Origin of the sequence: Pedobacter sp. V48 (assembly GCF_000523515.1) — a bacterium.
GTDB lineage: Bacteria > Bacteroidota > Bacteroidia > Sphingobacteriales > Sphingobacteriaceae > Pedobacter.
In genome coordinates this window covers 160,683-176,548 of sequence record NZ_AWRU01000034.1, presented here as the reverse complement: position 1 = coordinate 176,548, position 15,866 = coordinate 160,683, and the positions used below count along the sequence as shown (strand labels likewise).

The window sequence follows — 15,866 nt, the reverse complement described above, 5'->3', positions numbered from 1 at the left end:
ACCCTTGACTATGCAAACAGGAGAAAACATACAGGCTTTACGCAAGATCACTGACTTCACCAGGTTACTCAGCCTGATGATACTTGCGATCCATTTCTATATATTTTGCTATGATGCATTTCAGCAATGGCAACTAACCGCTGAATTGACCAATAACATTCTGAAAAAAATAATGCCAATGGCAGTTTTCACAACTGAAATACTTTCTAAATCCGCTGCTTTGTTTTTACTGCTGGTGTCCCTGATGGCGACTAAGGGCAAGAAAGATGAAAAGATCCGAAAGCAGACCATTATTACCTACCTCGCTATTGGATTAATCCTTTACAGCATCAGTCATTTCTTTTTAGGCTTGAACACCAGTGCCGACACCATTGCCATGTTGTACATCGGGATGACCAGTACCGGTTACCTGCTCATTTTAGCCGGTGGAAATCTACTGTCCAGGTTGTTACAAGTCAACCTCAGTGGCGACACCTTTAATAAAGACAACGAGACTTTTCCGCAGGAAGAGAGGCTGCTGGAAAATGAGTACAGCATCAATTTACCAACGAAATATTGGTTAAAGGGTAAACAGCGGGATGGCTGGATCAACATCATCAACCCCTTTCGAAGTACCTTGCTGTCGGGAAGTGCTGGTGCCGGGAAAACCTACTTTTATATCCGACATGTCATTGACCAGCACTTAAAGAAGGGTTTTGCCATGTTAGCCTATGATTTTAAATACCCGGATTTGACAACACTGGCGTACAACAAGCTGCTTAAATATGCCAAAAACTTTAAGGTGAAGCCGATTTTCTGCGTGATCAATTTCGACGAGATCATGCATAGGTGTAATCCATTGGAACCAAAAGGGATGACCGACATCACCGATGCTACGGAATCGGCAAGAACGATTATGCTTGGGCTGAATCGGGAATGGTTGAAAAAGCAAGGCGATTTTTTCGTAGAGTCTGCAATAAGTTTTGTGACTGCACTGATCTGGTTCCTGAAGAAATATGAGAACGGTAGGTATTGTACGCTCCCACATGCAATAGAGCTGATGATGGTCGATTACAAAAGGCTGTTTACCGTGCTGACTATGGAGGAGGAAATCCAGGCACTCTTAAATCCCTTTGTTTCTGTCTGGGAGAAAGAAGAATGGGGGCAGTTGGAGGGACAGATCGGTAGCGCGAAGATCAGTATGGCCAGACTGGTCTCTCCTAAACTGTATTACGTTTTGAGCGGGAATGATTTTACGCTGGACATCAACAATCCTCAGGTGCCTAAAATAATTTGTTTAGGGAACAACCCGCAAAAGCTGCAAACTTATGGAGCAGTATTGTCTCTCTATGTGACCAGGATCTTAAAGCTCGCCAATCAAAAAAATAAACTCAAATGCAGCCTGGTGTTTGATGAGTACCCGACTTTAGTGGCTGATTTGGTGCCGACGATTACGACAGCAAGAAGCAACCTCGTGAGCTGTACCATCGGGATTCAGTCTGTCGAGCAGTTGAAAAAAGAATATGGGGCGGAACAGGCGAATATCATCGCCGGGATTTCAGGCAACATCATCAGTGGTCAGGTAAGTGGGGACTGGGCGGAGAAGTTGTCTAAAACGTTCGGGAAGATTGTTCAGGACAGGCAGAGCCTGAGCATCAACAGCAGTGATACTTCTTTGAGCAAATCTACCCAGATGGATTCTGCCATTCCGGCCAGTAAGATTGCTTCGCTTTCTTCCGGGCAATTTGTGGGAATGGTGGCGGATAATCCTGATCACAAGATTGATTTGAAGATGTTCCACGCGGAGATTGTGAATGATCATTCGGCAATAAAGGCCGAAGAAAATGGCTATGTTCCGTTGCCTAAAATAAGGGAGATCTCCGAAGACGATATCGAGGAAAACTATAAGAAAATAAAATCTGATATTCAAGAACTGATTGCGTATCAATTTGATAAAATTAAAGCTGTATCAGAAAATTTAGTGAATGATCCTGTATCTATTGTCAGCCAAAAAGTTGAAACTGTTAGTGGAAATAAAATGAAAATTGATAAAGAGAGAAAAAAGATGAATAAAGCCAGGACCAAGAGCTTGTCATTATAAATTTGTTCGAAAGCACATTTAGAATTTCGGCAATATGGCTAACGACAAAAACCCGCGTAATTCCGCGTGAAGGTTGGCGCAGTATAAACGATAAAGATGGTAAGCGAAGTCAACATTTGAACTCCTAGTTTTCGGCGCTCATATCAATTCCCCATTTGTAATTAGGCTCCGGACCCATTTCGAAAATCAGGCTGCCACCAGCAATAATATCATTATGGTGGAATCTAGGAACATTCAATGGTTTGCCATTAAGCGTCGCCGATTGGATATACTTATTCTTTTCTGATACACTGTGCGCTATGATTTCGAATTTACCAGGTTCCGATCCGTCTAGGTTAATAGTAACCTTCGGGAACAACGGGCTGCCAATATCGCAATATCCGGTTAAGTTATCTACATGATAAAACCCCATTGCACTGGATACATACCAACCAGATTGCTGACCATAATCGTCCATGCCACACATACCGGATGGTGTCGGTCGGTACAATGTTTTTTGAATCTCGCGTACAATCGCCTGGGTCTTCCATGGCTGCCCCGAATAGTTGTACAGGTAAGGGATGTGGCGATATACTTCATTACCATGCGCATACAGGTTTAAAAAACCGGTTACATCGCGCAGCGGGAATGCGGTCTTTGGCATTGGTTTATTAAACATGGTATCTAACTTGGCTGAAAAGCTTTTCGGTCCGCCTAATAAGTCAACCAAACCTGGAATATCACCCATAACATAAAAAAGGTAATTCCAGGCATTACCTTCCCGGAAAATACTTTCAGCATGTACATCATATGGGTCAATTAACAACCAGCTGCCATCCGCATGACGAGGCATAAAGAAACCTACAGAAGCGTTGTAAACATTCTTATAATTTTTTGACCGTTCGGAGAACATTTTATAGTCATCCGTCTTACCCAGCTCCCTGGCGTATTCTGCAAGTACGTGATCGCTATAAGCCAGGCCGAGCGAGTGGTTAATACAGTTATTCACCACGCCGATCGGCACATAGCCATACTTACGATAAGCATCACCGATAGCGCCGCCACCGGTCATGGCTTCCTCGCGTAATTTGGCATAGATCTCAGGCAGGTCAAAGTTTTTAAAGCCACGTTTATACATCCCCAAAGGCGCCCATGCCGAACCAATACCCCAGAACTCGCCACTCCAGACCCACCTGCTGCCCAGATTGTTTTTATCACGGTTTTCAAGTCGCTCATTATACCAATCGCGACCACGCATAAATATTCTTACTGTCCAGGGTGTGCAAAAAGCACCCCCTTGCCAGCCGCCAGCGTAGGCAGGTCCTTCGGTCAAGTGGTACATAGAGGTGTAGAAATTCTTGCGGTCAAAGTCGGCACCACCATCAACTGCAATATGGCTCAACACATCGTTCCACTGGGTGACAGCCTGTTGGTGTACCGATTCGAAATCCATCCCTGGAATTTCTTGTTGAAGGTTACTGGCGGCATCTTCTATACTGATTTTAGAGGTGCCCACTTTAATTAACACTTGTTCGCCATTGGTAGTATTAAAAGTTACGTATGCTCCAACTGGCGTGCCGCTTGCCGACAACGAATTGGCGGTGATTATTTCATTTTTCCACGTGCCTGATAACACGAAATCTTTACTAAATACTGCCCGAAAATAGATCTTGGTACGGCCTGTATTTTGGTAGCCTTCTATAGTTCGCTTATCAATAATGGAAACTGACGCATCGGTAGCTTCAGGACGGCTGTTGCTCAGGTCAATTAAAACGTTGGCCTGCTTTGTTGCTGGGAAAGTGTAGCGATGCACGCCGCAATTTTTAGTGGCGGTTAGCTCGGCTTTAATGCCATATTTTGTCAGCATTACAGTGTAGTATCCTGCCGATGCCTTTTCTTGTAAAGTATCTTTTGTTGAGCGGTAGCCGATAAATGGATGCTGAATCGTGCCGGGATCGGTGGTGATACTTCCAACTGTAGGCATAAACAACAGGTAATTGTCGCGGCTATACTGCGCATTAAAATGTGTAAAGCCCATAATAGATCCGTCATCATAACGATACCCCGAGCCACGTACATGATAGCAGCAACCATCAAAGCTACTTACAGGGCCAAGTTGTAAAGTTCCATTCGGATCCGGTACTTTAGCGGCAGGATTAACACTTCCGTAATACAAATCCTCGTTAGGCGCCGGGTTATTGCCCAGATGCTCTTTATCCAGCATAGGGGCGGTGCCGACCATTGGGTCTACGTAATCAACTGGGCGAAGCTGCTTTTTTTGTGCCTTAACTGTTATTGCTGTAAACAGTAGGGCAGCCACTGAACCTGCAGTAATCCATGATCTTTTATAATTGCTTAACATATCGATATCTGTTATTTGTACTCTACAACGATTAGTGAATTTGGCTCGATGTGCATTTTTACACTATTGCCCGTTTTTGAAAGGGTGATGGTGGCTTTCTCAGGTAATGTCAAAATTTTATTGGCCTCGGATATTTTTGCGAAATCAAGCGATACATCAACAGCGGTTTCGTTTATGTTTTCAACTACAAGAGTATGATTGCCAAAAAGATACAGCTCAACCCTGCTTGGGGCGTCAAATTTCATCTCGAATGGTGCCAGTAGCTTATCACGGTAAACTTTGATTTGCTCACGTGTTAAGTTTAAGACTGTCTTGGGGGACCCTTTAATAGGCAGATAAGTTACGTTGGCGTTATTTAAAAATGCAGGACGATCGGCCATCCGTTTAGCCAGGCCATCGGTGAGTACCAGCGGGGTACCTTTGTTTACTATGCGCTGAAATTTGTCGATGAAATCAGGATCCTTAAGCGCATGTACAGAAAATACCGCCGATTTGGCTTTCTCGTCAATTACACTGGCCGGGACAAAAGGAATACCAAGTTCGCCCAGGAAACTTAAAAGCCAGGTTTCTTCAAACGAATCGCTGTTGCCCGGTTTAACTATGTGTACTCCTTTAACAGGTTTGCCCCTAACTATTTTAGCCAGTTTTATTAATCCCGGGTATTCTTTTAAGAGAGCATCCATTTTATTTGGTGCACCTACATGGCCGCCGTAACTCCACAATATCATGGTGTTGCCTTCGCCCAACACAGTATGACGCGCTTGCTCCATATAAGTGGTAACCTTCGTGCGGGTGCCACCGGTATCAAACCAGCCACCACCTTTAGCAACACCCAATGTAGCCTGCCNAGCKMAKATTAAAATATGCGTTGTATCCAATTTCATACCCAAGGTTGTCTTTCTCATATTCAAAATTGCGGTCTTCAGTACCTGTCCATAAACCATCGAATAGCGGTGGTTGGCCAACCACATCGTAGCCCCGCATGTGAAACTGATCATACCATTGGGGGTATTTGATGATGACTTTAACATTTGGATTAACCCTGTGCGCCGGGCCAACTACACGCTCACGGCTGACTTTGGTCATTAGATCGGTATAATATTTCGACCAGGATAGATCTCCTCTTGCCTTGATACACTCGTCGCATTGGCATTGGGTGAAATACCAGTCGTCCAATATGATCTCATCAAACATTGAGGCAGTATATTCGATCAACCGCTGAAGTTCGCGCTGCGTGCCTTTATTGGTATAGCATTGCGACCCGGTCCATTCAACCGCCCCATCGCCACCGTTGACTGCGTCTTTGCCAAACTTGGTGGTAGTTACACCAGTGGCAACCTCAATGCCCTCCTTTCTAAACCTGTCTCTTGCTGAAAGCAGAGTTTCTCGTTTGGCGTATAAACCACGGCCAAAAGCTTCCAAATGTACTTTTGTTGCACCATATTTTTTACACCAGTTAACCGCATCGTTCATTCCCCGCGGGTTCGATAAGAATTTATCGACCTCCTGTGCGGTGAACCAAATGGCCAGTTTTAATACCTTGTTCTCGCTTTTCATAGTATTCCACGTTATCTGAGAATAACCGGAACTTGCAACCGTAAAAAGAAGCAATAATGCCAGTGGTATAACTTTTAATTGCAAAGCAATCTTTCTCATATCTTAATAATTGGTTAATAACGGTAGCCTGTTTGCAATGTAAATTACCTTTTTGGAGCAGGCCAGCGATTACCTGATTGTACATATTTATTGTCTTGTTGTACATTGTTAAATAATTGGAAACGGCGTATATAACAGGTTATAAATCTTATTACTAATATTGCTGAGAAACTTAAATCAACCCATACATTCATCAGATATGAAAAAATTTAACAGCATCACATTGGTGATTTTATCGACATTCAGTTTCCTGAACGCCCTGTCCCAGGATAAGCCTTTATACGATACTCTAACCAAACCAAAATTAGTAGCCAGACAGTTCGGTTTTACTGAGGGCTCTTCAGTAGATAAAAAAGGTAATGTGTTTTTCACGGATCAAAACAATAACAAAATCTGGAAGTATACCACCGACGGTAAATTAATGCTCTTTATGGATAACTCAGGAAGATCAAACGGCACATATTTCGACAAGAAAGGGAACCTGATTGCTTGCGCCGATGAGCATAACCAACTATGGTCTATTAACCCTAAGGGTGAAGTAACGGTTCTACTCAAAGAGTATCAGGGAAAGTTAATGAACGGGCCTAATGATGTTTGGATTGACAATAAAGACGGAATATATATGACAGACCCTTATTATCAGCGCCCATSKYKRACRNCKMAKSWMAYYCSAYCYGNANASCCNGRWMTGYWNAMWASCTGCCCAAAGGGGCTGCGCAGCCGATTATAGTCATTAACAATTTTAATCAACCAAACGGAATTGTGGGTACGCCCGACGGGAAATACCTTTATTGTGCCGACGCAGGTGCTAAAAAAACTTATAGATATTCGATTAATAACGACGGGACCTTGACCAATGGGCAGCTTTTTGCAGACCAGGGTTCGGATGGAATGACATTAGATGTTAGAGGCAATGTTTATTTCACAAGTAAGGCAGGCGTTACTATTTATAGTGCCCAAGGCAAAAAATTAAGTAATATACCTATTCCCGAACCTTCTATTACCAACGTCTGCTTTAGCGGCAGAAAAAAAGACGTGCTTTTTATCACTGCTACAACTGCTGTATACACGCTTAAAATGAATGTAAAGGGCGTGGAATAATGGTGGCGAAAGGTATGCTTTCTGCGTTCTTCATGAGGAAACGATGGAACAGGCCAAAATAAGACAAAGTATTGTCTCATTCTTCATATGGCGGGTCGATAGAAGTAGGGAAATCCCAACCCGCTCAGCGTACGGAACAACCCAATTACCTAACATGAATTAATTGATTACGGCACTAAGAGCAAGATGTTCTTAGTGCTTTGCTATTCATTTGAATAGTAATACGCTTTAATTCGTTACTTGTAATCCAGTACCTTAAACAAGGCCTCCCGCTGAGATTTTAGCGGGTCGTTGATAAGTTTACTTTCGTTATCGATTACCATCGTCTCCCGATTTTTAACAGTATAAGCAGGCCAGCGTGGCATTTTAGGTGTATTAGGGTCGCCGGTACGGGCAAAGGCTATCCAGGCATCGCTTACTTTATCTGCAAGCGCTATCGCGTCAGAACCCCCACCAGTCAGGTCTTTACACAGCACTGCGTTATCAAATGCAAAAGGCCATTCTATATTGTGCGGCGATTTTAACAGTCCGCCTTGCACCGGACTTTCCCAGGCAAAATAATAAAGGTAGACCGGCGCTTTGCCAAGTCTCGCCCGGCGTTCGGCTATCTTCATTGTCGCTGCGCCGTACCGGTAATCGCTCTCTATTAAAAAGAAGATATCGGTGGGCGAGGCATCCGGATTCTCCTTTTTATACAAAGCGATCATTTTTTCTGCCTCACCGCCCAATAGTTTTTTAATTTGCTCTTGCAGACCTGTCTCATCCAGGTGCCAGAACTTAGCTTCGGTGGTTAAACCGGTGTATTCTGTTCGCGTATGGCCTATGATGATAGGCACGTCAGCTGAAAGTGCTGAAGCCGTCGGATAAAACGGATGCTGCGGAATATTCACCCCATCAACCGATGGCGAAAACCCTACGGTGTCCAGATCGGCGTCAGGCCCCAAGTCCTTGTTCACAGCATAATGCGCTGCGATAATGTTGCTCAGCGGGAGGTTTTGGATGTCCCTGACATTTTCCTTGGATATACCTAGTTTACCCAATAAAAGTTCTGCGTTCTTAATGGCTTGTTTCTTATCTACCACTTTGATGGCGATGCCACTCTCGATCACCGCGCGATGGAATAGACCCTTAGCCTCAGGCATGGCTAATAGCGTTTCGCATTTTCTGCCCCCACCTGACTGGCCGAAGATGAGGACCCTGTCAGGATCCCCGCCAAACGTAACAATATTATTTTTGACCCACTTCAGAGCATGTACAATATCCAGCATGCCAGCTTGTCCGGAGGACTTGAACATTGGGTCGAATTCGCTGAGGTCTGCAAAGCCCATAACGTTGACGCGGTGATTTATAGTAATTACCACCACATCCCCCCGCAGGCAGAGGTTGGTGCCGTCCCAACCGGGATTTGAGCCCGATCCACCTCTGAAACCACCGCCATGGAGCCAAAGCATTACCGGTCTTTTTCTGCCATCATTCAGCTTGGGTGTCCAAAGGTTCAATACCAGGCAGTCCTCGCCTTCGCTGGTTGGTTCGCCACCCGGAACGCCTAAGGCTGAATAAATGGATGGCCCTTTTAATTTAGGACCTTCCGGACGTGGCGTGGGGCTGGCAACCGGGCCGGCATTGGGTGTTGATGGCCTTGTCGGTTTCGGAACACTTTGCGGCGCGCTGTGTCCATAATGTAGCGCATCGCGTACGTTAGTCCACTTATCTGGATCAGCTGGGGGCATAAAACGGTTACTGCCTCCTGTGTTTGCACCATAGGGAACCCCTTTAAATATTTTTATTCCACGGTTCTCAATTCCGCGTATCTTCCCAAAGGTTGTTTCCGCTGTTATATAATTTGGTTCCCCGGCCATTACCTTGTCTACCCTTACCAATGTAGACACGGCAGCGATCGTGCTTCCCCATAGGAACTGTCGCCGATCCATCCTGTTGATTTCCATTTACTTTTTGTTTAAAGTTAATTGATAACTAAAACTGGTTGCATTTGGGCAAGCCTTATAAGGTTCTGATGGCCCGTGGCCGTAATCATTTGACGCGGTACGCTGCAAAACTAAGGGTAATGACCAGCGTATTATTGTCTTTCTAAACACATATTTATTCATCTTCTTTGGTCATGTTTTTTTCGGTGAGTGCCTATCTGTTGAATTTAGCTTTTAAAATATCGTTTTTATCCACCGGCGTTAGGTTTTTATGTAATCGCAACTGGTAGTTAAATGTGGTTGGTCGGGCATAAACTAAAAATGGTTCCAGTACCGGACCGCGACTGGCGATACCCAGCGTTTTGTGGTTTATAAACAGTGCTGTGTGCTTACTTTCTGGCAGATCCATTTTATATTCTACTGGTTCGGTTTCCTCGTCGGTATATGGCACGGCAGCGATTTGTAATAATGAATCCACATGGGTGATATGAATCCCCAAACCTTTGGCAGTGGCTAAGTTTGCCCACCGCACATCTTCATGGTTGCCACTCTCCATCGGTTTTTCGTAAGGTGTAAGCTGATCGCTAACTTTACTGTGATAATGCGCGATATCAAAACCACCTTTACGGTTGTTATAGGTTTCCAGCGGGCCGCGACCAAGGTAATCGAACTGTTCCAAACTTTTGTCTAACAGCAGCCGTACGCCGATGCGGCCTAATACTAGTTTCGGGTCACTCTCAAAACTTATATCATTGGCTGCATTGATTACGCCATCGGCAGTAATGGTGTAAGTCACTTTATGATGAACTTTGAATCCTTCTTTACCGGCGCCTGTTAAATTAGCTTTGATCTCTATTGCGTTAGGCGATACTTTAGCACTTTTCACCTCATCTGTAACCCAGGTAATGGTGCGTAAACCATACTTGTCCCAGCCTTTGGCGTAACCCCAGGTGACGTCATCATCAATATGCGGCGAACGCCATAGCTGCAGCATAGGGCCACCGGCTTCTGTAAGGATATTGATACCGCTTTGTTCGATTTTTATGAACGTGCCTTTGAGTTTATCAAACTCAAGCCTAAAATCATCACCTTTCACCTGGATGTTGCCGGGTGATTCATTTAGTGTTAAGCTACCGCCCTTTACCATTTCCTTAGAAACCCGGACAGGGCCGGTGATTTCAAACTGCTGCGATATCAGTTCGAAACCCTTTTTTGCCCATAATTCATCCTTAGCTAAACCGAATGATACTTTAAGGAAATATTCCTTGCCCGGTTTTTCCGTGAACTTATAAGATACCTGAACGTCCTTTTCTTCTCCGGGACTGATCAGACCTACATTAAAGCTGCCCGATGTTAAGGGTATCCCATCTTCACTGACTTCCCATTTGGCCGTAAAACCGTTGAGGTCAATAAATTCATAACGATTTTTTATGGTGAACAGCTTAGTTTTAAGATCTTTTGCCTTTATAACAACCCATTGGTAAGCATGTTTCATTTCGGCATAATGGGGTTTGAGGGTCCTGTCCGAAAATACCGTTCCATTCATGGGCGAGTAATGGTCGTTTGGCTGGTCACCAAAACCACCGCCAAAAGCTGTAAACTTACGTTTGGGGTCGCGATAATTATATAGTCCCTGGTCGGCCCATTCCCATATCGCGCCACCCAGTAACGCAGGATACTTATGAAACATTTCTACATATAAGTCTAATGACCCCATGGAGCTGAAACGGCTATGTTCGTATTCGCAGATGTAGAACGGTTTGGTAAGTGCCGGATCATTGGCGCGTTTATCCAGGGCGGCAAAGCCGGTATACATCTCGCTATCCATATCAGCCGGATTTTTGCTGTCGCCGGTTCCGAAGCCCTCATAATGTGTTGGGCGGCTTGGATCAAGCCCTCTTACCACATTTAACGCGGCCCTGAAGTTTGTGCCACCGCTGCCATTTTCATTGCCTAAGGACCAGATAATGACCGAAGGGTGATTCTTAAAACCTTCCACGTTGGCTACGTTCCTGTCTATAATTGCTGCCTTTGCTCTTGGCTCTTCATTAAACTGGTTCATGGCACCGTGGCACTCGACATTCGCTTCGGCAACAAGATAAATCCCGTACAGGTCGCACAGTTCATACCAGCGAGGATCATCAGAGTAATGGCAGGTTCGTACATGGTTACAATTACCCTGTTTAAGCAGGTTCAGTTCAATAAGCATTTGCGCTTCGGTAACAGCATGACCCACATCCGGCCAGTGCTCGTGCCTGTTTGTACCCAATAACTTAACTGGTACACCATTGATCATAAATACCCGCGCTTTGATTTCAATCTCACGGAAACCTGTGCGCGAGGACAATGTTTCCATCACTTTATTGCCATCTTTAAGCATAATGATGGAGGTATAAAGGTTCGGAGTCTCTGCCGTCCACTTTTGCGGGTTGGCGACATGAAACTTTACCGTAACATTGGCTTCTTCGCCAGGCTGCAAAGCAGGCACACTGCTTTTACCTGTCGAACCGGCAACTGGCATTGTGCCATGATATAGTGTTACTGTCACCTGCCTTGCTCTGGTTGGTGAAGTGCTATAGTTTTTAACCTTAGTAGTAACGGTTACATCAGCATTTTTGTATTGGGCGTCCAGTTTGGTTTTGATGAAATAATCGCGGATATGTTGTTGCTGGACGCTCCACAAGGTGACATTTCTAAAGATCCCGCTTAATCGCCACATGTCCTGGTCTTCAAAATAACTGGCTGATGTAAAGCGGTAAACCTCGACAGCCAAAACGTTCTTACCTGGTCTAAGATAGTTTGTCAGGTCAAATTCAGCCGCATTGCGGCTGTTAACACTATAGCCAACTTTTCGCCCGTTGACCCAGATAAAAAAACCGGCATCAACGCCATCAAATGTGATGAAGACGCGTCGTCCCGCCCATTCGGCCGGTACGGTAAAATCCCTGCGATAGCTACCCACATCGTTGCGCTGTTTATAAGTGGTATATTTTTGCGGCGGGGTGCTCATTATCCACGGAAAATCCTTTTTAAACGGATAAGTGATATTCGTATAGATCGGCGTTCCGTAGCCCGCAGTCTGCCAGTTTGAAGGTACTGTGATATTTTTCCAGCGCGAAACGTCATAATCTGTTTTATAAAAATCCACTGGGCGCTTTTGCGGCCAGTCCACCCAATTGAACTTCCAGGTCCCATTAAGACTACGGGAAAAGGATGAAGCATGCCTGTTTCCCGCCAGCGCTTCCTTTAAGGAAGCATAAGGCATTAATGTTGCATGGGCAGCCTCTTTATTGATACCCAGGTTCTCCGGATCCTGGATCTCCTGGGGAACAAAAGCGGTATCTGCTTTTGATAAAAAGCCGTCGCCTTGCTTGAAGGCGAAAGCTGCCTGTTGTCCCAGCGTTAATGCAAATGCCAGGAATAAATGTCCTTTCTTAAAAAATATGTTTACCATCTTCATTTCTTTTTGAATAATTGCAACTGATAACTAAATGTGGCAGGGCGCGCATACACTAAATTGGTTTCTATCATTTTTGACCGGCTCCAAACCCCCAATGTTTTATGGCTGATGGATAATACGGTTTGCTTACTTGTTGGCAGGTCTATCCGGTACGCGACAGGTTCCATTTCCTCGTCGCTGTAGGGCAGGGCAGCAACTTGTATCAACGCGTCAAGGTGTTTGACGTTAAGACTGACACCCGTAGCCGATATCAAGTTAGCCCAGCGGACATCCTCGTGGTTACCGGCCTCCATCGGCTTTTCGTAGGGGGTCAGCTGTTCGGCTACAGTGCTGTAATAGTGTCCGACCTCTGATGCGTTTTTGCGGTTCACGTAGTTTTCCAGAGGACCCCGGCCCAGGTAATCAAATTGGTTGAGATCTCTCCTGAGAAAGAGCCGCACACCAATTTTGGCCAGTAATAGATTGGGCTCGCTAAAATCAACATCGTTCACCGCTCTGATCTCACCCCGTCCATTAATGGTGTAAACTACTTTATGATGAACGGTAAAATTTAGTTTTCCTACACCGGTAAGGGTTGTACTGATCTCTACTGCATCGGCAGAAAGCTGTTTGCTTGTCACCTGATCCACCGTCCAGGCAATCATTTTTAACCCGTATTTCTCCCAGTTTTTATTATAATCAGCGTCGTCATTTTGATGTGGCGCGCGCCACAGGTGTAAGGCCGGGCCACCACCAGCTACCAAAATATTCTCGCCCTCAGTTTCAATTGTAGAGAAAGTACCTTTTACTTTATCAAATGTTAGCCCGAAGCCGGTTCCCGTTATCCTGATTTCATTTTTAGCCTCGTTCATTGTCAGGCTCCCGCCTTTTAAATCATCCAACTTAGTTACTGCTACTGGCAGCTCAAATTGTCTGGCTACAGTTTCAAACCCTTTTTTTGCCCATAATTGGTCAGTTGCCAGCGTAAAAGAGATCCGCACAAAGTATTCCATACCTGGTTTTGGTGTAAATTTATAGGGCAACTGAATGTCCTTTACCTGGCCAGGGTTAACCAGCCCAAAGGCGATATCACCTGATGACAAGGGCTTATTGCCATTCTCAAATAATTCCCATTTCGCCCTCAGGCCGTTCAGATTAATGAACTGATATTTGTTTTGGATGGTGAAAATACGGTTCTTAAGGTCCTTCGGCTGAATGCTTACCCACTCATAACAGTGTTTTAATTCGTAGTAATGCGGTTTAGGACTGCGATCTGAAAACACCACGCCGTTAAGAATGGTATATTTATCATTGGGGTGATCATCAAAACCACCGCCATAGGCGATTATGGGGTGCTCTGGATCACGGTTGTTGTAAAGGCCCAGGTCATGCCACTCCCAAAGCGCGCCACCCAGNTARGWTCGGATATTTATCAAAAAGGTCATTATATACGTCTACTGATCCCATGGAATTGAACATGCCATGCACGAACTCGCATAAATAAAAAGGCTTGGTTAATTTGGGGTCGGTAGCACGACTTTCCAGAGCCGCAAAGCCGGTATACATTTCGCTATCCATATCAGCAGGATTCTTATCAKMCSCTSTWCCRAWNCNTTMGNTAANGMNTWKSMMRMTYATCRANGNCWWKMRWRNCTKYWAYYAYWKMCSTAMNARTYNTKMYSCCMCCTTTCCGCACTCATTGCCTAAGGACCAGATAATTACTGAAGCATGGTTTTTAAAATTTTCCACGTTGGCAACGTTTCTTTCTATCAGCGCGGCTTTTATCCGAGGTTCTTCATTAAAATCATTCATTGCGCCATGACACTCTAAGTTAGCTTCGGCAACCAGATAAATGCCATACTGGTCACATAGCTCATACCAGCGCGGATCGTTGGCATAATGACTGGTACGTATGTGGTTGCAGTTCGCTTGCTTGATAAGTTTGATATCTTTTATCATCTGGTCTTCAGTAACGGTGTGGCCGCTTTCGGGCTCATGTTCATGACGGTTCACACCTTTTAATTTGATGGGCACCCCGTTAAGTAAAAATATCCGGCCTTTTATTTCAATCTGGCGGAAGCCGGTTTTTGACGAAAGTGTTTCGATGGTGTTTTGTCCTTCATTAACTGTAATGACCGAAGTATAAAGCGTGGGGGTCTCTGCTGTCCATTTCTTGGGATCTTTCACCTGGAAATTTACCTTGACTTGAGCCTCTTCCCCCGGCCCTAGCCCTGGGATATTACCCGTGCCAACTGCTCCGTGTACTTCCAAAGTACCATTATATAGCGCAACTTTAATTGTTCTTGCTTTTGTCGCGACAGACCCGTAGTTTTTAACTTTTGTATTAACCAGCACATTAGCACTACGAAATTGCTTATCGAAAGTTGTTTTAATTGCGTAATCACGAACGTGCAACTCCGGAGCGCTCCATAAAGTAACATTACGGAAAATGCCGCTCATGCGCCACATATCCTGGTCTTCTAGGTAGCTTCCCGAGGTATAACGGTAGACTTCTACCGCTAAAGTGTTCTTTCCAGGCTTAATATATTTGGTCAGGTCAAACTCGGCAGTATTCTTACTATTCACGCTGTAGCCGACTTTTTGACCGTTCACCCAGATAAAGAAACCGGCATCAACCCCGTCAAAAGCAATGAATATGTGGCGGCCATTCCATTCGGCCGGCACGGTAAAATCGCGGCGGTAACTGCCTACCTCGTTCCGTTGCCTGAAAGCAGTATATTGTTCCGGCGGTGTGCTCATAACCCGTGGAAAATCTTTTTTAAAGGGGAAAGTGATGTTGGTATAAATAGGGATACCATATCCTTTCATTTGCCAGCACGAGGGCACCTCGATGCTTTTCCAGCCAGATACGTCAAAACTTGTCTGATAGAAATTGACTGGTCGTTTTTGCGGCCAGTCTACCCAGTGGAACTTCCATAGCCCATTCAGGCTGCGGCAATAAGAGGAGGCATGGCGATTAGCAGCCAATGCTTCTTTCAAGGAACCATATGGCATCAATGTAGTATGGTTCAACTCTTTATTCACGCCGGTATTTTCGGGATCCTGTATCTCGGTCGGAACTAGTGCGGTGTCTGTTTTAGATAAAAAAGGGTTAGACGGTTGCTGAAAGGCAAAACTCGCGATACGGCTAAAAGCCATGATCAGTAAAACAGCTGTGATCTTTTTTCCAAGTAAAAAATCATTCATAATGGATCTCCTGGTTAGTTGTGCAATTAACCTATTATGTTAAAATATTCGATTGGCCGATCGTGCATATTATTTGCCACTTTATACAGTGATGAGCGTATTCCCTCTTTTTGTGAC

General features: G+C 44.8%; 6 protein-coding genes and 2 pseudogenes. 3 read left to right on the top strand and 5 right to left on the bottom strand.

The window, feature by feature from the left end; all coding sequences use genetic code 11:
* The first annotated feature begins 10 nt into the window (after nucleotides 1-10).
* Nucleotides 11-2,080 (top strand): conjugal transfer protein MobC, encoded by a 2,070-nt coding sequence (gene mobC, locus N824_RS26155; RefSeq protein WP_048908058.1) that lies wholly within the window; start codon nucleotides 11-13, stop codon nucleotides 2,078-2,080.
* A 124-nt stretch (nucleotides 2,081-2,204) separates the two neighbouring features.
* Here the strand turns inward: mobC and N824_RS26150 are convergent, their stop codons facing one another.
* Nucleotides 2,205-4,421: a GH92 family glycosyl hydrolase gene (locus N824_RS26150; RefSeq protein WP_048908057.1), complete on the bottom strand. Its 2,217-nt coding sequence runs from the start codon at nucleotides 4,419-4,421 to the stop codon at nucleotides 2,205-2,207.
* A gap of 1,855 nt (nucleotides 4,422-6,276) precedes the next feature.
* Between N824_RS26150 and N824_RS39355 the strand changes: the two are divergent.
* Both N824_RS39355 and N824_RS36375 read left to right on the top strand, forming a co-directional pair.
* Nucleotides 6,277-6,807 (top strand): annotated as a pseudogene (locus N824_RS39355) (SMP-30/gluconolactonase/LRE family protein).
* 32 nt (nucleotides 6,808-6,839) lie between these two features.
* Nucleotides 6,840-7,178 (top strand): SMP-30/gluconolactonase/LRE family protein, encoded by a 339-nt coding sequence (locus N824_RS36375; protein ID WP_200869942.1) that lies wholly within the window; start codon nucleotides 6,840-6,842, stop codon nucleotides 7,176-7,178.
* Between the two features lie 236 nt (nucleotides 7,179-7,414).
* Here the strand turns inward: N824_RS36375 and N824_RS26130 are convergent, their stop codons facing one another.
* The 4 genes and pseudogenes from N824_RS26130 to N824_RS33910 form a co-directional block, all read right to left on the bottom strand.
* A complete protein-coding gene (locus N824_RS26130; RefSeq protein WP_048908054.1) occupies nucleotides 7,415-9,124 on the bottom strand; it encodes a carboxylesterase/lipase family protein in 1,710 nt (569 codons plus the stop codon).
* Between the two features lie 193 nt (nucleotides 9,125-9,317).
* A complete protein-coding gene (locus N824_RS26125; RefSeq protein ID WP_052334281.1) occupies nucleotides 9,318-12,557 on the bottom strand; it encodes a glycoside hydrolase family 2 TIM barrel-domain containing protein in 3,240 nt (1,079 codons plus the stop codon).
* A gap of 2 nt (nucleotides 12,558-12,559) precedes the next feature.
* Nucleotides 12,560-13,978: a beta-galactosidase domain 4-containing protein gene (locus N824_RS33915; RefSeq protein ID WP_200869941.1), complete on the bottom strand. Its 1,419-nt coding sequence runs from the start codon at nucleotides 13,976-13,978 to the stop codon at nucleotides 12,560-12,562.
* A pseudogene (locus N824_RS33910) lies at nucleotides 13,929-15,749 on the bottom strand (glycoside hydrolase family 2 protein). Before N824_RS33910 ends, N824_RS33915 begins: the two are co-directional and overlap by 50 nt.
* Between the last annotated feature and the right edge of the window lie 117 nt (nucleotides 15,750-15,866).

Excerpts from the sequence above, each read along its gene's own strand:
- mobC (WP_048908058.1), top strand. The coding sequence starts at position 11 with ATGCAAACAGGAGAAAACATACAGGCTTTACGCAAGATCACTGACTTC.
- N824_RS26150 (WP_048908057.1), bottom strand. The coding sequence starts at position 4,421 with ATGTTAAGCAATTATAAAAGATCATGGATTACTGCAGGTTCAGTGGCT.
- N824_RS26130 (WP_048908054.1), bottom strand. The coding sequence starts at position 9,124 with ATGGAAATCAACAGGATGGATCGGCGACAGTTCCTATGGGGAAGCACG.
- N824_RS26125 (WP_052334281.1), bottom strand. The coding sequence starts at position 12,557 with ATGGTAAACATATTTTTTAAGAAAGGACATTTATTCCTGGCATTTGCA.